This window comes from Streptomyces sp. NPDC001980 (assembly GCF_040296885.1).
Classification (GTDB): Bacteria; Actinomycetota; Actinomycetes; order Streptomycetales; family Streptomycetaceae; genus Streptomyces.
This window is the reverse complement of record NZ_JBEOYD010000008.1, coordinates 59,260-81,858: the sequence shown is the minus strand read 5'-3', so window position 1 is coordinate 81,858 and position 22,599 is coordinate 59,260. Positions and strand designations below refer to the sequence as shown.

The window sequence follows — 22,599 nt, the reverse complement described above, 5'->3', positions numbered from 1 at the left end:
TTTCCCGACAACCGAACGGAGCGTGAACCCATGGTCGGCCGCACCCTCATCCGTGGCGGACTCGTCATCACCGCGTCCGACGAGATCCACGCCGACGTCCTGATCGAGGACGGCCGCATCGCCGCCCTCGCGGCGACCGGAACCCCCGCCGCCGAGGCCTTCACCGCCGAACGCACCATCGACGCCACCGGCAGGTACGTCATCCCGGGCGGCGTCGACGCCCACACCCACATGGAGCTGCCGTTCGGCGGCACCTTCGCCTCCGACACCTTCGAGACCGGTACCCGGGCCGCCGCCTGGGGCGGTACGACCACCATCGTCGACTTCGCCGTGCAGAGCGTAGGCCACAGTCTGCGCGAGGGCCTCGACGCCTGGCACGCCAAGGCCGAGGGCAACTGCGCCATCGACTACGGCTTCCACATGATCGTCTCCGACGTGAACCAGGAGACGCTCAAGGAGATGGACCTGCTGGTCGAGGAGGGGGTGACCTCCTTCAAGCAGTTCATGGCCTACCCCGGCGTCTTCTACTCCGACGACGGCCAGATCCTGCGCGCCATGCAGCGCTCCGCCGAGAACGGCGGCCTGATCATGATGCACGCCGAGAACGGCATCGCCATCGACGTGCTGGTGGAGCAGGCGCTGGCCCGCGGCGAGACCGACCCCCGCTACCACGGGGAGGTACGCAAGGCGCTCCTCGAAGCCGAGGCCACCCACCGCGCCATCAAGCTCGCCCAGGTGGCCGGCGCCCCTCTCTACGTCGTGCACGTCTCGGCGATGGAGGCGGTCGCCGAGCTGGCCCGGGCCAGGGACGAGGGGCTCCCGGTCTTCGGCGAGACCTGTCCGCAGTACCTCTTCCTGTCGACGGACAACCTCGCGGAGCCCGACTTCGAGGGCTCGAAGTACGTGTGCAGCACGCCCCTGCGCCCCAAGGAACACCAGGCCAAGCTCTGGCAGGGCCTCAGGACCAACGACCTCCAGGTCGTCTCCACCGACCACTGCCCCTTCTGCTTCGTCGGCCAGAAGGAGCTGGGCCGCGGCGACTTCTCGAAGATCCCCAACGGCCTGCCCGGCGTCGAGAACCGGATGGACCTGCTGCACCAGGCCGTCGTCGACGGGCACATCTCGCGCCGCCGCTGGATCGAGATCGCCTGCGCCACCCCGGCCCGGATGTTCGGCATGTACCCGAAGAAGGGCACCATCACCCCGGGTGCCGACGCCGACGTCGTCATCTACGACCCCCATGCGGAGCAGGTCGTCTCCGCCGAGACCCACCACATGAACGTCGACTACTCGGCCTACGAGGGCAAGCGCCTCACCGGCCGGGTCGAGACGGTCCTCTCACGCGGCGAACCCGTCATCACCGAGCGGGAGTACACCGGACACGCCGGGCACGGCGTCTACACCCCGCGCTCCACCTGTCAGTACCTCAACTAGGAGAGGCGCCCATGGACTTCGGACTCGTCCTGCAGACCGACCCGCCGGCCTCCCGGGTCGTCAGCCTGATGAAACGGGCCGAACGCAACGGCTTCCGCTACGGCTGGACCTTCGACTCCGCCGTGCTCTGGCAGGAGCCGTTCGTGATCTACAGTCAGATCCTGGCCAACACCAGCAAGTTGACGGTCGGGCCGATGGTCACCAACCCGGGCACCCGCACCTGGGAGGTCACCGCCTCCACCTTCGCCACCCTCAACGACATGTTCGGCAACCGCACGGTCTGCGGCATCGGCCGCGGCGACTCCGCGATGCGGGTGGCCGGCCGCAAGCCCAACACCCTCGCCCGGATCAGCGAGGCCATGAAGGTCATCCGCGCCCTCGGCAGCGGCGGCGAGGCCGACCTCGGCGGTACCGTCATCAGGTTTCCCTGGGTCAAACCGGGCGCCCAACTCCCCGTCTGGATGGCCGCGTACGGCCCGAAGGCCCTGAAGATGACCGGTGAGGAGGCCGACGGGTTCATCCTGCAGCTCTCCGACCTCTACCTCACCGAGTACATGGTCAAGGCGGTGAAGGACGCGGCCGTGGCCGCCGGACGCGACCCGTCCGAGGTGACCGTCTGCGTCGCCGCCCCCGCCTACGTCACCGAGGACGACTCGCCCGAGGCCCTCGCCCACGCCCGCGACCAGTGCCGCTGGTTCGGCGGCATGGTCGGCAACCACGTCGCCGACCTGGTGGCCAAGTACGGCGAGCACTCCGCGGCCGTACCCGACGAACTCACCGACTACATCAAAGCCCGCCAGGGCTACGACTACTCGCACCACGGACGCAGCGGCAACCCCGACACCGAGTTCGTGCCCGACGAGATCGTCGACCGCTTCTGCGTCATCGGCCCGGCCGAGAAGCACATCGAGAAGCTGAACGCCCTGCGCGAGCTGGGCGTCGACCAGTTCGCCGTCTACGACATGCACGACGCTCAGGAGGCCACCATCGACGCGTACGGGACGAAGGTCATCCCGGCCGTCAACGGCTAGCCCACTCCTGACAGTTGGTCTCCCCCTTCCCGCCGTCCCGGGAAGGGGGTCAGGGCGCACCCCACCGCGTACCCCCCCGCCCCGCCCGCACGGCCTCTCTCCCGTCCCGCCTCACCCCGATTGGCCTGCCCATGACCGACACCGCTCCCACGGCCATACCGACGTCCGGCCAAGTCACCGCCTCCGACGGGCGCGTCGAGCTCACCCCGGGCTCCCCGCCGCCGAGTGGCCCGTACGCCAACGAGGACCTGCTGCCGGTCCCCGTCGCCAAGCGCACCTGGACCACGTACAACTTCTCCGCGCTCTGGGTCGGCATGGCCCACAACACGGCGTCCTGGACCCTGGCCTCCGGGCTCATCGCCGTCGGCATGGACTGGAAACAGGCCGTGTTCACCATCGCCCTCGCCAACCTGATCGTCCTCGTCCCGATGCTGCTCACCGGGCACGCCGGACCCAAGTACGGCATCCCCTTCCCGGTCTTCGCCCGCGCCTCCTTCGGCGTGCGCGGCGCCAACCTCCCCGCCGTCGTACGGGCGTTGGTGGCCTGCGGCTGGTTCGGCATCCAGACCTGGATCGGCGGTGAGGCCATCTACTTCCTGGCCGGCAAGCTGATCGGCGACAGCTGGGCGAACGCCTCGCACATCGGCGGCTACGCCTGGACCATGTGGCTGTCGTTCGCGCTCTTCTGGGTGCTCCAGGTCGCGATCATCTACCGGGGCATGGAGACGATCCGCCGCTTCGAGAACTGGGCCGCGCCCTTCGTCATCGTCGGCGCCGTCGTGATGCTGATCTGGATGAGCAACAAGGCCGGCGGCCTCGGCCCGCTCTTCGACCAGCCCTCCAAGCTCGGCTGGGGCGGCGGCTTCTGGAAGATCTTCTGGCCGTCCCTGATGGGCATGATCGGTTTCTGGTCGACGCTGTCGCTGAACATCCCCGACTTCACCCGGTACGGGAAGAGCCAGAAGGCGCAGACCTGGGGCCAGGCGCTGGGCCTGCCCACCACCATGACCCTCTTCGCCTTCCTCTCCGTCCTGGTGACCTCCGGTTCGCAGGCCGTGTACGGGCAGCCGATCTGGGACCCGGTCCAGCTGGCCGCGAAGACGGACAACGTGGTCGGCCTGCTCTACGCCCTGGTGACCGTCCTCGTCGCGACGCTCTCCGTGAACATCGCGGCCAACCTGGTCTCGCCCGCCTTCGACTTCTCCAACATCGCGCCCCGGAGGATCAGTTTCCGCACCGGCGCCCTGGCCACCTGCGTCCTCGGTGTGCTGATCTTCCCGTGGAAGCTGTACTCCGACCCGCAGGGCTACATCTTCACCTGGCTCGGCCTGGTCGGCGGTCTGCTCGGCACGGTCGCCGGCATCCTCATCGCCGACTACTGGATCCTGCGCCGCACCCGCCTCGACCTGACCGACCTGTACCGCACGGGCGGCCGGTACTGGTACGACGGCGGCTGGAACTGGCGGGCGGTCGTGGCCTTCCTCGTCGGCGGCATCCTCGCGGTCGGCGGCGCCAGCTTCAAACCGCTGATCGACGGCAGGCCCATCCCGGCCCTGTCCTCACTGGCCGACTACGGCTGGGCGGTCGGCCTGGGCACGTCCCTGGTGCTGTACCTGGGGCTGACGGTGCTGGTGCGGCCCAAGGAAGCGTGACCGGAGGAGGCGTGCGCACGAAGGGCGGCCAGGCGCCGAGGCTACTGGCTGCCCTTCAGCGCGGTCACCGCGGCCTTCGCCGCCTGGATGGCGCCCTTGTTGATCACGTCCGTGTCGGGCGCCTTCTTGTTCTCGAAGTCGCTGCCGTTGTAGGTGACGACCACCAGCGCGTTGGAGACCTGGGCCATCACCACGCCCTCGCGGGTCTGCTGCTTGTCCTCGGTGGTGAGGTTCACGACCGAGTAGCCGGTGTCACCGAGGCCCGGCACGGCCCCGCCGCCGCTCTTCTCGGCGACCCGGTCCTTGTACTCCTTCGCCGCCGCCGCGTTCGTGTCCATGATCTCGAAGGAGACGTCGAGCCAGCGGTAGTCGTACCCCTTGAGCGCGTTCCAGGAGCAGGTGCGGCGCAGCTTGGTGTCGGTGGAGGGGATCTCCTTGCCGGCCGTCTTCGCGCCGGGCACCAGCGACTTGATGGTGGCCACCGGGATGCTGCCGCAGGGGGCGGGGGCGGCGGAGTACGTCTTGGTGGCCGCCGTGGACGCGGAGGACGTCGACGGGGAGTCGCCCGCCGACTGGCCGGCCGCCTGCTGGGCCGAGGTGTCGGTGGAGGAACTCGTGGACGTCGTCTTGTCCGGGCCCGACGCCATCATCCAGCCCGCACAGGCGAGCACGGCGACCGGCGTCAGGCGCGCGGTGAGGGCGAGCGGCAGTGGAAGAGAACGCAAGTCGCACTTCTCGCTGGGGGACGGTGTGCGGAGTGGCCCGCACTGCGGACGGGACGCCAGTTTCACACGAGTCCCTGTGGGGCGGAAGTGGAATCCGTGCCTTGCCTGTGGGCCGGGCCCGGCGCGCTGTTGACAGCGGCCGCGGGCCGTCCCCCTACATCCGGAATGTCGCGCGTCCACGGTCCCCGTACATCCGGAATGTCGTGACTGCATCCGGTCCCCGAGGGTGACCGGAGTCACCGTCGGGACCGTCCGGTGCTCAGTCGCGCGAGTTGCCGAACAGCAGCCGGTAGCCGACGAGGAGGACCAGGGAGCCGGCGATCGCGGCGCCCCACGTGTAGAGGTCGAAGAAGTGCTTCTCCACCGGGCGGTCCAGGAAGCGGGAGGAGAGCCAGCCGCCCACGAAGGCGCCCGCGATGCCGATGAGGGTGGTGCCGATCAGGCCACCCGGGTCGCGGCCGGGCAGCAGGACCTTGGCGATGGCTCCGGCGAGGAGACCCAGGACGATCCAGCCGATGATGCCCACGTTCGTTGTCCTCCAGTACGCGTGCTGCTCCGTGAATGCCGCCGCTCCACGGGGCGCCGCTCCGTTGAGTTGCGTTGTTGCGCAAGCTTATGAACGGGACGGGCCGCCGGATACGCCTGACGTCGAGCCGTCGATGATCTGTCACGCGCCCATGACAATGCGAAGAACACGTGGCGGACATTGCGGGGAGGCCCTACAGGGCACGGTGACCGCACGCCTACACTGAGTGGGCGCCTGTGCGGACACTGTGACGGGAGGGAGTGGGCTGTGGCGGAGAACACCGATGGCTTCACGGACCCCTCCGACGGGGTGCTGACGGAGGCGGCCGCGGTGTTCGGGCTGCTCGCCTCGCCGGCCCGGCTGCACATCATGTGGGCGCTGTCCCAGGGCGAGAGCGACGTGACGCGCCTCGCCGACCGGGTCGGCGGCGCGCTGCCGGCGGTCAGCCAGCACCTGGCCAAGCTCAGGCTCGCCGGTCTGGTGCGGTCCCGCCGGGAGGGCCGGCGGCAGGTCTACTACGTGGACGATCCGGACATCGTGACCGTGGTGCGGGTGACCGTCGGACAGCTGACCGCGCGCTCCCACCAGGCACCGGTGACGGTCCGGCGGTTGTACGAGGCCGGCGTCTGACCGAGCGGACCCGGGCCGGTGCGCGGGGGCGGACGGCAGGTGTGTCCTGGAGGTTTCATGAGATGCCTCACCTGTGAATTCGGGTGGGGCCTGTGCTGTCGGGGCTGTGGGTTTGTTAGATTGCGCAATCACGCAACCCAAATGGGCCCACCTCGCGGCTGCCCCTACCCCGCCGCGGACGCCCGACCCGCCCGACCGTACCCGCAGACGGACCCGACCGTTCATGGGAGTGGAAGATGACCGACCCGTGGGACGGCCCGGGAGGCCAGGCCACGCGCAGCCGCACCGACCGGGTGCCCGGACAGCGTGGGGCCCTGCCCGACGGGACGCGGCCGACCGGCGGCCGGGCCGCCGCCCGGCAGGCGGCGAAGACCCGCGGCGGCAGGGGCTCCCGGCGGGCGAAGACGGCGGGCCGCGGCAGGCGGGTCCTGAAGATCCTGGGCCTGTGCACGGCGGTTCTGGTGCTGGTCACGGCCGGCGCCGGCTGGTGGTTCTACCAGCACCTCAACGGCAACATCAACAGCGTCTCCCTCGACGGCAAGGGCGGCACCGAGAAGGCCGACGCGTTCGGCCGGACCCCGATCAACATCCTGGTGATCGGCTCGGACGGCCGGACCAGCTCCGCCGACTGCAAGCTCGGCGGCGGCTGCAAGGAGACCGGCGTCCAGACCGGCAACGGCAACGCGGACGTGGAGATGGTCGTCCACATATCCGCCGACCGCTCCAACGCCACGGTCATGAGCATCCCGCGCGACACCATGGTCGACGTCCCCGCCTGCAAGGACAGTTCGAGCCGCGAGTCCACCTCCGGCTACTACGGCCAGGTCAACAGCGCCCTCCAGTACGGCGCGGCCTGCCAGGTCGCCACCGTGCACCAGCTCACCGGCGTCCCCATCGACCACTTCGTCAAGCTGGACTTCTCCGGCGTGGTCAAGATGTCCGACGCGGTCGGCGGCGTCTCCGTCTGCGTCAACAACAACGTGTACGACACGTACTCGCACCTGAAGCTGTCCAAGGGCACCCACACCCTCAAGGGCGAGGCCGCCCTGGAGTTCGTCCGCTCCCGGCACGGCTTCGGCGACGGCAGCGACCTCGGCCGTACCGTCTCCCAGCACATCTTCCTGAGCGCGATGATCCGCAAGTTCAAGAGCGCGGGCACCCTCACCGACCCCACCGCGGTCTACAGCCTCGCCGACGCGGCCACCAAGGCGCTGACCGTGGACGACGACCTCGACAGCGTCAAGAAGCTGATCTCGCTCGCGGCCGACGTGAACAAGGTCCCCACCAAGCGGATGACGTTCACCACCATGCAGACCGCGCCCGACCCGAACAACAGCAACCGCGTGGTGGTCGGCGCGGGCGCCAAGGACCTGTTCGCCACCATGGCCAACGACCAGTCGCTGACCACCAGCTCGGGCAAGAAGTCGTCGGCGGCCTCGGCGACCGCGAGCGCGAAGCCGACGCCCACCGCGACCGTGCCCGCGTCGCAGATCGCCGTGACCGTCGAGAACGGCACCGACATCACGGGCCGCGCCTCCGCCATCGCGAACTCCCTGATCTCCCAGGGCTTCAGCACCGGCACCAGCACGGCCAACGCCCCGAACTCCGCGACCACGACCACCCTGACCTACGGCAGCGGCGACAAGGCCGAGGCGCAGACCGTCGCCAAGGCCCTGGACATCCCCGGCTCGCACATCAAGTCGGGCAGCGGCACCGGCGTCACCCTGGTGATCGGCAGCGACTGGAGCAGCGGCACCTCCTACCCGGCCAGCTCCGGCGACACCAAGGCGGCCGTCTCCAACGCCAACGCCTCGACCGCCGACGACTCCAAGACCTGCGCCAAGGTCAGCCCGTACAAGACGGTCAGCCTCAACGGGATCGCGATGACCCCGTCCCAGGCGTACGCGGCGGCGACGAACAAGCCCGACTCGGACAAGGACTGACGGGGAGAGGCGAGCCCCGGAGGGGGTTCGCCTCGCCACGGCCGTGAAAGCATGCAACCGCCAGACACCTGGCCCGGCCGTGCGCACAGCGAGGTGACAGATGCAGTTCACCACCCGTCCCACCCTCCAGGGAACCTTCGGCATGGTGTCGTCCACGCACTGGCTGGCCTCCCAGTCGGCGATGGCGGTCCTGGAGAACGGCGGCAACGCGTACGACGCGGCCGTCGCGGGCGCCTTCGTCCTGCACGTGGTCGAGCCGCACCTCAACGGACCGGCCGGCGAGGTGCCGATCCTGCTCGCCCCGGCCGGCGGCGAGGTACGGGTGCTGTGCGGGCAGGGCGTGGCCCCGGCCGGCGCCGGCGTCGCCCACTACCGGGACCTCGGCCTCGACCTCGTCCCCGGCACCGGACCACTGGCCGCGGCCGTCCCCGGCGCCTTCGACGCCTGGCTGCTCCTGCTGCGCGACCACGGCACCAAGCCGCTGGACGAGATCCTGGCGTACGCCATCGGGTACGCCGAGCTCGGGCACCCTCCCGTGGAGAACGTCGGCGCCACGGTGGAGAGCGTCCGCAAGCTGTTCGAGACCGAGTGGACGTCGTCGGCGGAGCTCTACCTGCCCGGCGGCCGGGCACCCCGCCCCGGCGAGCTGTTCCGCAACCCCGCCCTCGCCGCCACCTGGAGGCGGCTGCTCGCCGAGACCGCGGGCGCCGGGGACCGGGAGGCCCGGATCGACGCGGCCCGCGAGGTGTGGCGCACCGGCTTCATCGCCGAGGCGCTGGTCCGGCAGGCCGCCCGCCCCACCATGGACACCAGCGGCACCCGGCACACCGGCACCCTGACCGCCGCCGACCTGGCCGGCTGGTCCGCGAGCTACGAGAGCCCGGTCTCCTACGACTGGAACGGCTGGACCGTGTGCAAGGCCGGCCCCTGGAGCCAGGGCCCGGCCCTGCTCCAGCAGCTCGCCCTGCTGCCGCCCGAACTGCCCGCGTACGGCTCGGCCGACTACGTCCACCTCCTCGTCGAGGGCTGCAAGCTCGCCATGGCCGACCGCGAGGCCTGGTACGGGGACGCGGCCGAGGTACCGCTGGCCGAGCTGCTCTCGGACGCGTACAACGCCGGGCGGCGGGAGCTGATCGGCGCCAAGGCCTCCGACGAGCTGCGGCCGGGCAGCCCCGGCGGGCGCCCGCCGGGGCTGCCCGGGTACGCGCGCGTGGAGGCCGCCCGGAGCACCGCCTTCGACCCGCTGGGCGCCGGTGAGCCGACGGTCGCGCAGGTTCCCGGGGACGTCCGGGTCGCCGCCGACGGCACCACCCGGGGCGACACCTGCCACCTGGACGTCGTCGACCGCTGGGGCAACATGGTCGCGGCCACGCCCAGCGGCGGCTGGCTCCAGTCCAACCCCGTCGTCCCCGAGCTGGGCTTCCCGCTCGGCACCCGGCTCCAGATGGCCTGGCTGGAGGAGGGCCTGCCCAACTCCCTCACCCCGGGCCGGCGCCCGCGCACCACCCTCACCCCGTCGATCGCCCTGCGCGACGGCACCCCGGTGCTGGCCTTCGGCACGCCCGGCGGCGACCAGCAGGACCAGTGGCAGCTGCACTTCTTCCTCGCCGTCGCACTGCGCGGCGAGGTCCGCGGCGGCCTCGACCTTCAGGGCGCGATCGACGCCCCGAACTGGCACAACGACAGCTTCCCCAGCTCCTTCTACCCGCGCGGCCGGCGCCCCGGGAGCCTGACCGTCGAGTCCCGCACGGACCCCGAGGTCGTGGCGGAGCTGCGGCGGCGCGGCCACGACGTGACGGTCGGCCCGGGCTGGTCGGAGGGACGCCTGTGCGCGGTGGCCCGGGACCCGGGAACCGGGGTGCTGTCGGCGGCGGCCAACCCGCGCGGGATGCAGGGCTACGCGGTGGGACGCTGACGCCGGACCGCTGACCTGGTACGTCCGTCGACGGCCCCCCGACCGTCGGCGCCGCCTGTTCGTCCGTATTCCATGTTCCGTACATCCGACCCGTGGGGATTGTTGTCAGTGGCGCGTGCTCTCATGGAGGCATGATCGAAGCAACGGAGACCATCGACGAGTTTCTCCTCCAGCACGCCGGTGACGTCGAGGACGCCATCCGCAAGGCCGCCCGGACCGAGATCCTGCCTCGCTGGCGCCGGCTCGCCGACCACGAGGTCGACCAGAAGAGCGGCCCGCACGACCTGGTGACCGACGCCGACCGGCTCGCCGAGCGGTATCTCACCGCGGAGCTCGGGGCCCTCCTGCCCGGCTCCGTCGTGGTCGGCGAGGAGGCGGTGCACGCCGACCCGGAGACCTACGACGCGCTCCAGGGCGACGCGCCGGTGTGGATCGTCGACCCGGTCGACGGCACCCGCCAGTTCGTGCGCGGCGAGGACGGCTTCTGCACGCTGGTGGCGCTCGCCCACCGGGGCGTCCTGCTCGCCTCCTGGACCTACGCCCCGGCCCGTGAGCAACTCGCCACGGCGGTACGGGGCAAGGGCGCCTTCCTCGACGGCGAGCGGCTGCTCTCCGGCGCGCCCGAGGCGGACCGGGACCTCCGGGTAGCCACCTCCCACCCGGACTACACGACCGACGCGCAGAAGCGCGCGCTCTTCCCGCTGTGGACCGACGGCTTCGCCCCGCGTGCCTGCGGCTCCGCGGGCCTGGAGTATCTCGCCGTCGCCCGGGGCGAGTTGGACGCCACCGCGTTCTCCTGGGAGGCCGCCTGGGACCACGCGGCCGGGCTGCTGCTGGTCGAGGAGGCGGGCGGCGCCCACCTCACGATCGCCGGCGAGCCGTTCCGGATCACCGGCGACAACGCCCTGCCGTTCACCGCGGCCCGCGACGCCGCCACCGCCCACCGGATCGTGGACCTGCTGCTGAACCCGCACTGGTAACCCGAGCGAGGGGAGTGTCAGTCCCCCGGCATATCCTGAACCCGAGTGGCCATCGGCTGACGAAGGGGTCCGAACGTGCCGTCGATGCTCGATGCGGTCGTGGTGGGGGCGGGGCCTAACGGCCTGACGGCCGCCGTGGAGCTGGCCCGGCGCGGTTTCTCCGTGGCGCTCTTCGAGGCGCGGGACACCGTGGGCGGCGGCGCCCGCACCGAGGAGCTCACCCTCCCCGGCTTCCGGCACGACCCGTGCTCCGCGGCCCACCCGCTCGGCATCAACTCGCCCGCGTTCCGCGCCCTGCCCCTGGAGCGCTACGGCCTCACGTGGCTGCACGCGGACCTGCCGATGGCGCATCCCTTCCCCGACGGCCGCGCGGCCGTGCTGGCCCGCTCCGTCGCCGAGACGGCGGCCTCCTTCGGGCCGCGCGACGCGGGCACCTACCGCAGGCTGGTCGAGCCCTTCCTGCCCAAGTGGGACACCCTGGCCCGGGACTTCATGTCCCTGCCGCTGACCGCGCTGCCGCGCGACCCGGTCACCCTCGCCCGGTTCGGCCTGGCCGGGCTGCCGCCCGCCACCCTGCTGCTGCGCCGCTTCCGCGACGAGCAGGCCCGCACCCTCTTCGCCGGACTCGTCGCCCACGTCATGGCCCCGCTGAGCGGCTTCGCCACCGGCGCCGTCGGCCTGGTCTTCGCGCTCGCCGCGCACGCCCGCGGCTGGCCGGTGGCCGCCGGCGGCTCCCAGGCCATCTCCGACGCCCTCGCCGCGTACCTGACGGATCTGGGCGGCGCGATCCACACCGACTACGAGGTCAAGCGCCTCGACGACCTGCCGCCCGCGCGGTCGTACATCTTCGACACCTCGCCCACCGCCCTCGCCCGCATCGCCGGCCTCGGCAACTACTACCAGGGCTACCGCTACGGCCCCGGCGTCTTCAAGATCGATTACGCGCTCGACGGCCCGGTCCCCTGGACGGCACCGGAGGCCCGCCGCGCCGGGACCGTGCAGGTCGCCGCGGACAGCGCGGAGATCGGCACCGCCCTGCGCGCCGCCGCCCGCGAAGGCCGCGCCCCCGACCGGCCGTTCATGATCACCGTGCAGCCCAGCGTGGTGGACCCGAGCCGCGCCCCCGAGGGAAAGCACGTCTTCTGGGCGTACGCCCACGTGCCGAGCGGCTGGACCGGCGACCTCACCGAAGTGATGGAGCGTCAACTGGAGCGCTTCGCCCCGGGGTTCCGCGACCGCGTACTGGCCCGCGCCACCGCGGGCCCCGCCGAACTCGCGGCCCGCAACGCCAACTACGTCGGCGGCGACATCGGCACCGGCGCGGTCTCCGGCCTGCAGATCATGCTGCGCCCCAAGCTCTCCCTGTTCCCGTACGGCACCCCGCACCCCGCCGTCTTCATCTGCTCCTCGGCCACCCCGCCAGGACCGGGCGTGCACGGCATGTCGGGGCACAACGCGGCGAAGGCCGTGTGGAGGAGGTTGCGACAGTCATGACCCGTATCACCCTCGTCCAGGGCGACATCACCCGGCAGAGCGTCGACGCCATCGTCAACGCGGCCAACTCCTCCCTGCTCGGCGGCGGAGGCGTCGACGGCGCCATCCACCGCCGCGGCGGCCCCGCCATCCTGGCGGACTGCCGCAAGCTGCGCGCCGGCCACTACGGCAAGGGCCTGCCCACCGGTCAGGCCGTCGCCACCACGGCCGGCGACCTCGACGCCCAGTGGGTCATACACACCGTCGGCCCCGTCCACTCCACTGGCGAGGACCGCTCCGGCCTGCTGGCCTCCTGCTACCGCGAGTCCCTCAAGCGCGCCGACGAACTCGGTGCCCGCACGGTCGCGTTCCCCGCCGTCTCCACCGGGATCTACGGCTGGCCGATGGACGACGGCGCCCGGATCGCCGTCGCGACCGTCCAGGACGCGGACACGGCCGTCGAGGAGGTGCGGTTCGTGCTCTTCGACGAGCGGGCCTACGAGGCGTTCGCTCGGCAGCTGCCCTGACGGCACGGCACGGGGTGCCGTCGCACCGCCCGCCCCGCACCCTGGACGGCAGGGAAAGGAGCAGGCGATGCCGACCAGCGGGCGGAGGCCGCACAGCGGGTCCGGGACCGGAGTGTCCCGGAGCGGCGGGTCCGGGTCCGGCAGGTCCGGGTCCGGCGGGTCCCGGTGGCGCGAGCGGACCGCGCGCCTGGTCACCACCGCGAAGGCCGTGCACCGGCGGGCGGAGACCCGCTTTCCGGTCGTCACGCACCTCGCCGAGCGCATGGTGTCCGTGAACATCTTCGACACCGCCACCCGCCTGGCCGCCCAGTGCTTCCTGACCGCCGTTCCGTTGCTCTTCGTCTTCGCCGCCTACGCCCCACCGGTCGTCCGCGACCAGCTGCTCCACTCCCTGCGCTCGGCCTTCGGACTGTCCGGCCCGGTCGACACCGGAATCCAGCAGTTGCTGCAGCCGGCCAACGAGGACCTGCGGCAGACCACCGGCGTGATCGGCGGCCTCATGGCGCTGATCTCCGCCACGGCCGTCAGCCGGGCCGTGCAACGGCTGTGCAAACGCGCCTGGGAGATCCCCCGGGGCGGCACCCGGATCGCCCCCTGGCGCTGGGTGGCCTGGCTCGTCCTGTGGATCGGCGCCCTGCTCCTGGAAGGCACCCTGCACAACGGATTCGGCCTGGGCGTCTGGCTGGGCGTCCCGGTCACCCTCGTCTGCCAGACCGGCCTGTGGTGGTGGACGCAGCACCTGCTCCTCGGCGGCCGGATCGGCTGGCGCCCCCTGCTGCCCGGTGCCCTGATCACGGCGGCCGCCCTGACCGCCCTGAGCGCGACCGCCCAGCTGTACCTGCCACGCACCCTCGACCGCACCGTTGCCGAGTACGGCCCCCTGGGCTCGGTGTTCGTGCTGCTGTCCTGGCTGATCGTGGTCTGCCTGACCGCCACCGTCAGTGTCAGCACCGGCGCGGTCCTCGCCCAGGAGCCGTTCCTCGCCGCCCGCCTCGGCAGCCCGCCGCCCCGCCGGGACCCGGACCCGCAGCCGCCCTGATGCCGGGCGGCGGGCCCCGTGCGCCCTGCGCGGCGGCCGCAACGCTGGGATCCTGATCGTGCGGAGCGCCGACCACGGCCGACCGGACACGGGAGGTGACCTCTGTGGCCGCGAGGGACGACAGCGCACGGGGACCGGCCCCCGGGTACGCCGATCCCCTGGGGGAGCCGTTTCTGCGTACCAGGTTCGCCGTGCCGGTCAGACCCGCCACCTTTGTCCGCAGACCCAGGCTGACCGCACACCTGGACCAGGCCCTCGACACCCCGCTGACGCTGGTCAACGGCGCGGCCGGGGCCGGCAAGACGCTCCTCGTCGCCGACTGGGCGGCCCGGCTCGGACAACCGGTCGCCTGGCTCACCAACGAGGCGGGCGACCAGGGACCCGGCATGTTCTGGGCCTCTGTGCTGCACGCCCTGCACACCGCCGGAACACCGCCGCCCGCCGGGACCGTCGGCTCTCCCGGGGGCCTCCGCATGGTGGACCATCGGCTGCTGACCCGCCTCGCCGACGAACTGAGCGGACGCGACCGGCCCGCGATCCTCGTCCTCGACGAGTTCGACCGGCCGGCCGCCCCGGAGACCGCCGAGCAGCTGGAGTTCGTCCTGCACCACGCCGGACGGGGACTGCGGCTGATCCTCGTCACCCGCACCGAGCCGCTGCTGCCCCTGCACCGCTACCGGGCGGCGGCGGCCATGACCGAGATCAGGAACGACGAGCTGGCCTTCACCCCCGAGGAGGCGGCCGACCTGCTGGCCCGGCACGGTCTTCGGCTGCCCGCCGACGCCGCCCGTGCCCTGGTGGCGCGCACCCGGGGCTGGGCGGCCGGACTGCGGCTGAGCGCGTTGGCCGCCCAGCAGAGCGCGGATCCGGAGACGTACCTCAAGGAGTTCGAGGCCGGCCACAGCACCCTCGCCGACTTCCTCCTCGCCGAGGTGGTCGGCCGGCAGCCGCCCGAGACGCAGGACCTGCTGCTGCGGGTCAGCGTCCTGGACCGGTTCGGGCCCGACCTGGCCGAGGCGCTGACCGGCCGCCCCGACGCCGGACCGCTGCTGGCCGGGCTGTGCCGGCAGAACGCCTTCGTCGAGGACCTCGGACACTCCTGGTACCGGCTGCACCCGCTGTTCGGGGAGATCCTCCGGGTCCATCTGCGGGCGCGCTCCCCGGGGCTCGAACCCGAACTGCACCGGCGCGCCGCGTGGTGGCTGCGGGCCCACGGCGCCGTATCCGAGGCGCTGGCCCAGGGCGCGGCGGCGGGCGACTGGGAGTGCGCCGCCGGCACCCTCGTCGACGACCTGGCGATCGGCCGGCTCCTCACCGGCCTGCCCGACGACGACCTCGCCGAGCTGTTCTCCGCGATGGGGCCGGAGGCCACCGGAGCGGCCGTGGACCTGGTACGCGCGGCCCGCGAGCTGGCCGGGCACGACCTCGACCACGGCCTCGCCCACCTCGGCCGCGCCGTGCAGAGCCCGGCCCCCGGTACGACCGCCGCCGCGGGCCGCCTGAGCTGCGTGGTCCTGGAATCCCTCGCGGCCCGGCTGACCGGTTCTCCGGGCCGGGCCGAGCAGGCGATGGCCGAGGCCGCCCGACTGCGCCGCGAGGTGCCCGCCCACCTCCTCGCCAGGCATCCCGAACTCACCGCCCTCCTCCTCACCCATCTGGGCTCGGCCCGGGTGTGGGCCGGGCACTTCGAGGAGGCGCGGGCCGCTCTGACCGAGGTGGCCGAGCTGCCCGGAGACGCCCTGACCGAACTGCCCCGGGAGGACTGCCTCGGCCATCTGGCGCTGCTCGACTACTTCGACGGCCGGCTCGACCGCGCGGAGAGCCGGGCCCTGGCCGCGACGGACGCGACCCGGCACTGTGGCGGACGCCCGTTCCCCGGCGCCGGGCTCGGCCAGCTGGTGCTGGCCGCCGTGGCCGTCGACCGCGACGAGCTGGAGCGGGCCGGGGCCCTGCTGGACGAGGCCGCCGAGTCCGGCCCCGGCACGGGCGCGCCCGACCCGGTGACCGAGGCCTGCCGGGCCCTGGTGACGGGCCGGCTGCGGCTCGCGCTCGGCGACCCGGTCGCCGCCGCGCACGCGGCCGACCCTGCCGTACGGACGCACGTGACCTCGCCCTGGGCCCGGGCGAACACGGCCCTGGCCGCCGCGGCCGTCCTGCTCGCCGAGGGCCGGACCGGCCCCGCCGCCGAGTTGCTGGACGGGATCGACGGCCCGCACGGGCCGGTGTGCGCCGCGGAGCTCGCGTGGGCGCGGCTCGCCGCCGGCCGCCGCGAGGAAGCCGTCGAGACGGCCGACCGGCTGTCCGCGGACCGCCGGACCGGCCCCGGCGTCACGGTCCGGGCCACCCTGGTGCGGGCCCGCGCGGCGGCCGGAGCGGGGGACCCCGGCACCGCCCGCAAGCTGCTCGCCCGGGCACTCCTTCAGGCACGCCGGGACCGGCTGCGCCGCCCGTTCCTCGACGCCGGGCCGGAGATCCGCCGCCTCCTGGACTCCCCGCCGCTGCACGGCCTGGCCGCGGGCTGGCTCTACGGCGACGGCCCCGGCACCGGTTCCCCGCCGCTGCTCGTCGAGGAACTGAGCGGACGCGAGCGGGAGGTGCTCGGCCGGCTGGCGCAGATGATGTCCACGCAGGAGATCGCCGCCGATCTGTACGTCTCCGTGAACACGGTGAAGACGCACCTCAAGAGCATCTACCGGAAACTCGGCGTGGGCCGGCGCGCCGACGCGGTGCGCCGGGCACGCGAGCGCGGACTGCTGTGACCGCTGCCCGCCTCACCCCCGACCGCCACCCGCCTCGGCCCGGTTCACCTGTGCCGGGTGAGGCCCGCGGGTGGCGTCCGGGGCAGGATCACGGGACGGACTGACCGCAGCAGACCCGCGGCGGGAGACGGCTCATGCGCTACGAGATCCGCGTCGAAGGGACCATGTCGGAGACGCTGACCCGGGCCTTCCCGGAGATGGAACACGTGACGATGTCCGGCGAGACGGTCCTGTTCGGTCCCGTCGTCGACGAGGCGCATCTGTACGGCCTGCTGAACCGCTGCCTGTCCCTGGGGCTGCGGGTCGTCGAGATGCGGCGCCTGCCGGAGTGACGGGGCCGCGGTCCCGGGAACGGCGCACGATCACCCGCACCGGGTGAGGAACCCCGGCGCCCGCCGCGCGCACGCTGGGACGGCAGGGCCCGGCCGACCGGCCGGCGCCGTGGACGGAGGACGTACATGAGCGCGCAGACCTACCTCGCATACGACTATCCGCTGCTGAGCGCCTTCTGGACGATGTTGTGGCTCTTCCTGTGGATCATGTGGCTCGTCCTGCTGTTCCGGGTCGTCGTGGACATCTTCCGCGACGACTCGATGGGCGGCTGGGCCAAGGCCGGCTGGCTGTTCCTCTGCATCGTCGTCCCCTTCCTGGGCGTCCTCGTCTACGTGATCGCCCGTGGCAAGGGGATGGGGCAGCGGGAGATCGCCCAGGCCCGCGACCAGCAGAAGGCGTTCGAGTCGTACATCCGGCAGACCGCCAAGGGCGGCCCCGGCCAGACCAGCAGCGTCGACGAACTGGCCAAGCTCTCCGAGATGAAGTCCCGCGGTGACATCTCGGACGAGGAGTTCCGCCGGGCCAAGGCACTGGTCCTGAGCGACTACCCGCCGGCCGAGCGCTCCGGCTCCGGCTCGGTGCCCACCGCCCACGGGCGCTGAGCACCCCCTCCGAGAACGAATCGAGGCAGCCGTATGACCGCCACACATCCCGCGCACCACCCGCGCCGGCACACCGCCAAGATGGCGTGGGCCGGAGGACTGACCGCCTTCGCCGCCGTCATGCTCCTGATCGCCGGACTGCTCGCGGTGTTCCGGGGCATCATGGCGATCGCCGACGACGACGTCTTCGTCACCACCCCCAACTACGTGTTCAAGTTCGACCTCACCAGCTGGGGCTGGATCCACCTGGTCCTGGGCGTGATCGCCGTGGTCGTCAGCATCGGCCTCTTCCAGCCGGCCGCCTGGGCACGCGGCGCCGGTGTGGCCATCGCCGCGCTGGTGATCATCGCCAACTTCCTGTCCCTGCCGTACTACCCGGTCTGGTCCGTCGTGATGATCGCGCTGTCCGGATTCATCATCTGGGCGCTGTGCGTGGCACGCGGTGACGAGTCGGCGGACACCACGGACACGGCGGACACGCGCGTGGGCTGACGGGCCGTTCCGCACCCGGCGTGCGGGACTCCGTCCACACCGAGTCCCGCACGACGATCACACCGAGTCCCGCACGACGATCCGTGCGGGTACCGGTACCAGCCCGGCCGCGTCCAGCCCCAGCGCGGTGCGTGCGGCAAGCCGGCCGTGGGCCTCCGCGTCGATGTGCACGGTGGTGAGGGCGGGGGTGCTCAGCTCGCCGTACTCGGTGTCGTCGTAGCCGATCACCGCCAGGTCGCCGGGGACGGCCAGGCCGAGGTCGTGCAGGGCGGTCAGGGTGCGCAGGGCGAGGTCGTCGTCGAAGGCGGCGACCGCCGTGACGTCCGGGTGCGCCGCGCGCAGCGCGGCCACCGCCCCGGTGCCCGCCTGCCGCGGCCGGGGCACCGTGAACGGCACCAGGGGCGGCAGGCCCAGGCTGTGCAGGGTGTGCTCGGCGAACCGCCGCCGGGCCCGCGCCGGCGCGGAGTCGTCCTCCGGCAGGGCCAGCGCGATCCGGGTGTGCCCGTGCTCGGTGAGGTACCGGATCTGCAGGGCCGCGTGCGCGGCGAGGCCGTCCTTCCAGCCGCCGCCCCGGTCCTCCAGGTCGTGACCGGTCAGATACGGCTCGGCGAACCGCAGCACGGCCCGCGGGGTGATCGCGTCCAGCACCTGCCGGGTCGCCTCCGCCGAGTGCCGGCCGTGCCGGACCAGCAGGACATGGCCGTGCGCGGCGAGTTCGTCGTCGAGGCCGCGGACGTAGCTGCGCGAGTAGTTGCCCTCCAGGCCCCGGTCCAGGTCCAGGACCACCACCCGGGAACTGCCCTCGCGCAGCGCCCGGGCCACCCCGTGCGGCACGTAGCCGAGGTCGCGCGCGGCCTGCCGTACCCGGTCGCGGGTGGCGGCCGAGATGCTCTGGCGCGGGTCGTCGTTCAGCACGAAGCTGACCGTGGCGCGCGAGACACCGCTGGCCGCGGCCACGTCGTTCAGCGTGACTCTCCCGGATCCGCTCATCGGCCTGCCCCGGTCCCCGCATGCGGTCGCTCGGTCCGGGCGGCGCCGGGCGGGACCAGATGGGCCTCCGCCGCGCGGCGGAACGCCGGGAACAGGGGATGCCGGTCCCCGGCCCGGGTGGCGAGGACCACCTGGAGGGGGGCCGCGTCCTCGACCGGGACGCCGACGATGTCCGGCCGCAGGTTGCCGCGGAACCCGGCCGGCGCCAGGGACACCACCTCACCGCTCGCCACCAGCTCCAGCTTGTCCTCCAGCGTCTCCACCAGGGCGCCCAGGTTGGTGTGGCCGGGGGGATTCGCGCCGATCCGGTCGGCGCCGGTGAAACGGGGGAGCGGCTCGTCGGCGAAGTCGGCGAGGGTGACCGACTCCCGGCCGGCCAGCCGGTGGCCGAGCGGCACCAGGAGGACCCGCGGTTCGTCGTAGAGGACCGTGATGTCCAGGCCGTCGGCGGCGAACAGGAACCGGGTCACCACCACGTCGACCCGGTGGTCCAGCAGCGCGGCGCGCGGTTCGTTCCAGTCCACGTGCAGGGTGCGGACGTCGGCCTCCGGGTGGCGGTGGCGCAGTTCGCGGACGGCCGGGGTGACGATCTGGTGGGTGGTGTAGCCGACGGTGAACGGGCCGTGCCCGGCGGCCGAGCGGGCGCTGGCGGCGGCCCGGGCGGCGGTCCGCAGCAGCTCCCTGGCCTGGGGCAGAAAGGTCTCGCCTGCCTCGGTGAGCCGGGTGCCGCGCGGGGTGCGGTCGAGCAGCCGGACGCCCAACTCCCGCTCCAGCCGCCGGATCTGACGGCTCAGCGACGGCTGCGCGAGATGCAGGGCGTCGGCCGCGCGGCCGAAGTGCAGCTCCTCGGCGACCACGGTGAAGTAGCGCACCAGGCGCAGCTCCAGGTCCACCGGCGGTACGAAGGAATCGGGCACCCCTCGACTCTACTCCCGGCGTCTCCGCTGCCGCCGCCGTGAGCTGCGGTCATGACCGGACGGACATCACCGGGTACGGAACAGGTCTTGGACCCGGCCCCGGGGCCGGGCGCACGCTGAAGCCATCCAAGAAGTCGCACTCTCCCTGAGGTGATGTGTCATGCGTGTGTTCGTCACCGGCGCCACCGGGTTCATCGGCAGCGCGGTGGTCCGCGAACTGCTCGGCGCCGGCCACCAGGTGCTCGGCCTTGCCCGCTCGGACGCGGCCGAGGCGGTCCTGAAGGAGGTGGGAGCGGAGGCGCACCGCGGCGACCTGAACGACGTCGCCGGGCTGCGGGCGGCGGCGGGAGCGGTGGACGGGGTGGTCCACACGGGGTACAACCATGACTTCTCCGACATGCCCGGCGCTCTCCGTACCGAACTCGACGTGCTGAAGGCCCTCGGTGACGCGCTCGCCGAGTCCGGCCGGCCCCTGGTCGTCACCTCCGTGACCGGCCTCCTCGCCCCGGGCCGCCGCGGCACCGAGGAGGACACGCCCGACCCCGCGGGCCCCGGCGCCCACCGGGCCGAGGCGGAACGCTCCGCCCTGGCCCTGGCCGACCGGGGGGTGCGGGTGTCGGCGATCCGGCTCCCTCAGGTGCACGGAGCAGGCGACCACGCCTTCGTCCCGTTCCTGATCGGCGTCGCCCGCGACAAGGGTGTCGCCGCCTACGTGGGGGACGGCACCAACCGCTGGTCGTCCGTGCACCGTCTCGACGCCGCCACCCTCTACCGCAAGGCCCTGGAGACGGCCCCGGCCGGGGCCGTGCTGCACGCGGTCGCCGACGAGGGCGTCCCGCTCCGCGACATCACCGAGGTCATCGGCCGCCGCCTCGACGTGCCGGTCGTGTCCCTCGCACGGGAGGAGGCGTCCGACCACTTCGGCTGGATGGCGGCCTTCGTCGGCAACGACAACCCCACATCCAGCGCCGCCACCCGTGAGCGGTACGACTGGCGGCCCGCCCAGCCGGGGCTGCTGGCCGACCTCGACCAGGACCACTACTTCGCCTGACGGCCGTAGAACCTCCCGGTCGTCGGGGTCCCGAAGGTCAGCGCACCTTCGTGTCGGATTTCCGCCAGCATCGGCCACATCCGGTGGCCGATGCTGGACCCATGCAGAAAGGGATGCACCTCGACCGCGAGCACTGCGTACGGGCCGTGCAGTCGAAGGACGCGCGGTTCGACGGCTGGTTCTTCACCGCCGTCCTGACCACCCGCATCTACTGCCGGCCCAGCTGCCCGGTGGTACCGCCCAAACCCGAGAACATGACGTTCTACCCGAGCGCGGCCGCCTGCCAGCAGGCCGGGTTCCGGGCCTGCAAGCGCTGCCGCCCCGACACCAGCCCCGGTTCCCCGGAGTGGAACCAGCGCGCCGACCTGGTCGCCCGCGCCATGCGGCTGATCGCCGACGGGGTCGTGGACCGCGAGGGCGTACCCGGCCTCGCCGCCCGCCTCGGCTACAGCCCCCGGCAGGTCGAACGCCAGCTGCTCGCCGAACTCGGGGCCGGCCCGCTGGCCCTCGCCCGCGCCCAACGCGCCCAGACCGCCCGCCTGTTGATCGAGACGACCGCGCTGCCGATGGCGGAGATCGCCTTCGCGGCCGGCTTCTCCTCGATCCGCACCTTCAACGACACCGTCCGCGAGGTCTTCGCGCTCTCCCCGAGCGACCTGCGCAACCGCCGCCCCGAGACGGCGAACCAGGCCCCGGGCGCACTCGCCCTCCGCCTGCCCTTCCGCGCCCCCCTCAACCCCGACAACCTCTTCGGCCACCTCGCGGCCACCGCCGTACCCGGCGTCGAGGAGTGGCGGGACGGCGCCTACCGGCGGACCCTGCGGCTGCCGTACGGCCACGGCATCGCCGCCCTCGCTCCGAAGCCCGACCACATCGCCTGCCGGCTCACCCTCAGCGACCTGCGGGACCTGCCCGTCGCCATCAGCCGCTGCCGGCGGATGCTCGACCTGGACGCCGACCCGGTCGCCGTCGACGACCAGCTGCGCACGGATCCCTTCCTGGCACCCCTGGTCGACAAGGCGCCGGGGCGGCGGGTGCCGCGCACCGTCGACGAGGCGGAGTTCGCCGTCCGGGCCGTGCTCGGCCAGCAGGTCTCCACGGCCGCGGCCCGCACCCACGCGGCCCGCCTGGTGACCGCCCACGGCACCGCGGTGGACGACCCCGAGGGCGGCCTCACCCACCTCTTCCCGTCCCCCGAGGCACTCGCGGCCGTGGACCCCGAGGCCCTGGCGATGCCCCGCACCCGCCGCACCACCTTCACCACCCTGGTCCGTCAACTCGCGGACGGCACCCTCCACCTGGGCGTCGAGAGCGACTGGTCCGAGGCGCGCGCCCGGCTCCTCGCCCTCCCCGGCTTCGGCCCCTGGACCGTCGACGTCATCGCCATGCGCGCTCTCGGCGACCCGGACGCCTTCCTCCCCACCGACCTCGGAATCCGGCGCGCCGCCCAGGAGTTGGGCCTGCCCGGCACCCCGGCCGCCCTCACCGCACGCGCGGCGGCCTGGCGCCCCTGGCGGGCCTACGCCGTCCAGTACCTGTGGGCGACCGACAGCCACCCGATCAACTTCCTGCCCGTATAA

Annotated in this window: 20 protein-coding genes; 16 read left to right on the top strand and 4 right to left on the bottom strand. The window is 72.8% G+C overall.

Annotated features, from left to right (window positions below):
* Positions 1–30: 30 nt before the first annotated feature.
* From hydA to ABT137_RS14425, 3 genes are all read left to right on the top strand, one after another.
* On the top strand, positions 31–1,434 hold the full coding sequence (gene hydA, locus ABT137_RS14435; RefSeq protein WP_351707710.1) for a dihydropyrimidinase: 1,404 nt from the start codon (positions 31–33) through the stop codon (positions 1,432–1,434).
* A gap of 11 nt (positions 1,435–1,445) precedes the next feature.
* Positions 1,446–2,465 carry a TIGR03842 family LLM class F420-dependent oxidoreductase gene (locus tag ABT137_RS14430; RefSeq protein WP_351707707.1) on the top strand — a complete coding sequence of 340 codons (1,020 nt, stop codon included), beginning with the start codon at positions 1,446–1,448 and terminating at the stop codon, positions 2,463–2,465.
* Between the two features lie 131 nt (positions 2,466–2,596).
* On the top strand, positions 2,597–4,117 hold the full coding sequence (locus ABT137_RS14425) for an NCS1 family nucleobase:cation symporter-1 (RefSeq protein ID WP_351707704.1): 1,521 nt from the start codon (positions 2,597–2,599) through the stop codon (positions 4,115–4,117).
* A gap of 41 nt (positions 4,118–4,158) precedes the next feature.
* Here the strand turns inward: ABT137_RS14425 and ABT137_RS14420 are convergent, their stop codons facing one another.
* Positions 4,159–4,842, bottom strand: a complete 684-nt coding sequence (locus tag ABT137_RS14420; protein ID WP_351707701.1) for a hypothetical protein — start codon at positions 4,840–4,842, stop codon at positions 4,159–4,161.
* 259 nt (positions 4,843–5,101) lie between these two features.
* Complete coding sequence (locus ABT137_RS14415; protein WP_181809448.1) at positions 5,102–5,368, bottom strand: GlsB/YeaQ/YmgE family stress response membrane protein; 267 nt, start codon at positions 5,366–5,368, stop codon at positions 5,102–5,104.
* A 267-nt stretch (positions 5,369–5,635) separates the two neighbouring features.
* Between ABT137_RS14415 and ABT137_RS14410 the strand changes: the two genes are divergently transcribed.
* From ABT137_RS14410 to ABT137_RS14360, 11 genes are all read left to right on the top strand, one after another.
* Entirely contained in the window at positions 5,636–5,998 is a 363-nt protein-coding gene (locus tag ABT137_RS14410; protein ID WP_351707698.1) for an ArsR/SmtB family transcription factor, read from the top strand.
* A gap of 236 nt (positions 5,999–6,234) precedes the next feature.
* Positions 6,235–7,941, top strand: coding sequence for an LCP family protein (locus ABT137_RS14405; protein ID WP_351707695.1), 1,707 nt, complete (start codon positions 6,235–6,237; stop codon positions 7,939–7,941).
* A 100-nt stretch (positions 7,942–8,041) separates the two neighbouring features.
* On the top strand, positions 8,042–9,856 hold the full coding sequence (locus ABT137_RS14400; RefSeq protein ID WP_351707692.1) for a gamma-glutamyltransferase family protein: 1,815 nt from the start codon (positions 8,042–8,044) through the stop codon (positions 9,854–9,856).
* Positions 9,857–9,987: 131 nt separating this feature from the next.
* A complete protein-coding gene (locus ABT137_RS14395; protein ID WP_351707689.1) occupies positions 9,988–10,836 on the top strand; it encodes an inositol monophosphatase family protein in 849 nt (282 codons plus the stop codon).
* An 84-nt stretch (positions 10,837–10,920) separates the two neighbouring features.
* Positions 10,921–12,330, top strand: a complete 1,410-nt coding sequence (locus ABT137_RS14390; protein WP_351707686.1) for a phytoene desaturase family protein — start codon at positions 10,921–10,923, stop codon at positions 12,328–12,330.
* A complete protein-coding gene (locus ABT137_RS14385) occupies positions 12,327–12,836 on the top strand; it encodes an O-acetyl-ADP-ribose deacetylase (protein WP_351707683.1) in 510 nt (169 codons plus the stop codon). The genes ABT137_RS14390 and ABT137_RS14385 overlap by 4 nt, the downstream gene beginning before the upstream one ends.
* 67 nt (positions 12,837–12,903) lie before the next feature.
* A complete protein-coding gene (locus ABT137_RS14380; RefSeq protein ID WP_351707680.1) occupies positions 12,904–13,875 on the top strand; it encodes a YhjD/YihY/BrkB family envelope integrity protein in 972 nt (323 codons plus the stop codon).
* A gap of 95 nt (positions 13,876–13,970) precedes the next feature.
* The gene (locus tag ABT137_RS14375) at positions 13,971–16,634 is read left to right on the top strand and encodes a winged helix-turn-helix domain-containing protein (protein ID WP_351707677.1); all 2,664 of its coding nucleotides are present in this window, start codon (positions 13,971–13,973) and stop codon (positions 16,632–16,634) included.
* Between the two features lie 134 nt (positions 16,635–16,768).
* Positions 16,769–16,966: a DUF8691 family protein gene (locus ABT137_RS14370; RefSeq protein WP_089107713.1), complete on the top strand. Its 198-nt coding sequence runs from the start codon at positions 16,769–16,771 to the stop codon at positions 16,964–16,966.
* Positions 16,967–17,092: 126 nt separating this feature from the next.
* Entirely contained in the window at positions 17,093–17,569 is a 477-nt protein-coding gene (locus tag ABT137_RS14365) for an SHOCT domain-containing protein (protein WP_351707674.1), read from the top strand.
* Between the two features lie 33 nt (positions 17,570–17,602).
* A complete protein-coding gene (locus ABT137_RS14360) occupies positions 17,603–18,061 on the top strand; it encodes a DUF7144 family membrane protein (RefSeq protein ID WP_351707671.1) in 459 nt (152 codons plus the stop codon).
* A gap of 57 nt (positions 18,062–18,118) precedes the next feature.
* On the opposite strand, the gene ABT137_RS14355 is transcribed toward ABT137_RS14360, so the two are convergent.
* Together ABT137_RS14355 and ABT137_RS14350 are read right to left on the bottom strand one after the other, a co-directional pair.
* On the bottom strand, positions 18,119–19,018 hold the full coding sequence (locus tag ABT137_RS14355) for a LacI family DNA-binding transcriptional regulator (RefSeq protein WP_351707668.1): 900 nt from the start codon (positions 19,016–19,018) through the stop codon (positions 18,119–18,121).
* A 29-nt stretch (positions 19,019–19,047) separates the two neighbouring features.
* The gene (locus tag ABT137_RS14350) at positions 19,048–19,968 is read right to left on the bottom strand and encodes a LysR family transcriptional regulator (RefSeq protein ID WP_351707665.1); all 921 of its coding nucleotides are present in this window, start codon (positions 19,966–19,968) and stop codon (positions 19,048–19,050) included.
* Positions 19,969–20,128: 160 nt separating this feature from the next.
* Between ABT137_RS14350 and ABT137_RS14345 the strand changes: the two genes are divergently transcribed.
* Both ABT137_RS14345 and ABT137_RS14340 read left to right on the top strand, forming a co-directional pair.
* A complete protein-coding gene (locus ABT137_RS14345) occupies positions 20,129–21,019 on the top strand; it encodes an SDR family oxidoreductase (protein WP_351707662.1) in 891 nt (296 codons plus the stop codon).
* 113 nt (positions 21,020–21,132) lie between these two features.
* Complete coding sequence (locus tag ABT137_RS14340) at positions 21,133–22,599, top strand: AlkA N-terminal domain-containing protein (RefSeq protein WP_351708378.1); 1,467 nt, start codon at positions 21,133–21,135, stop codon at positions 22,597–22,599.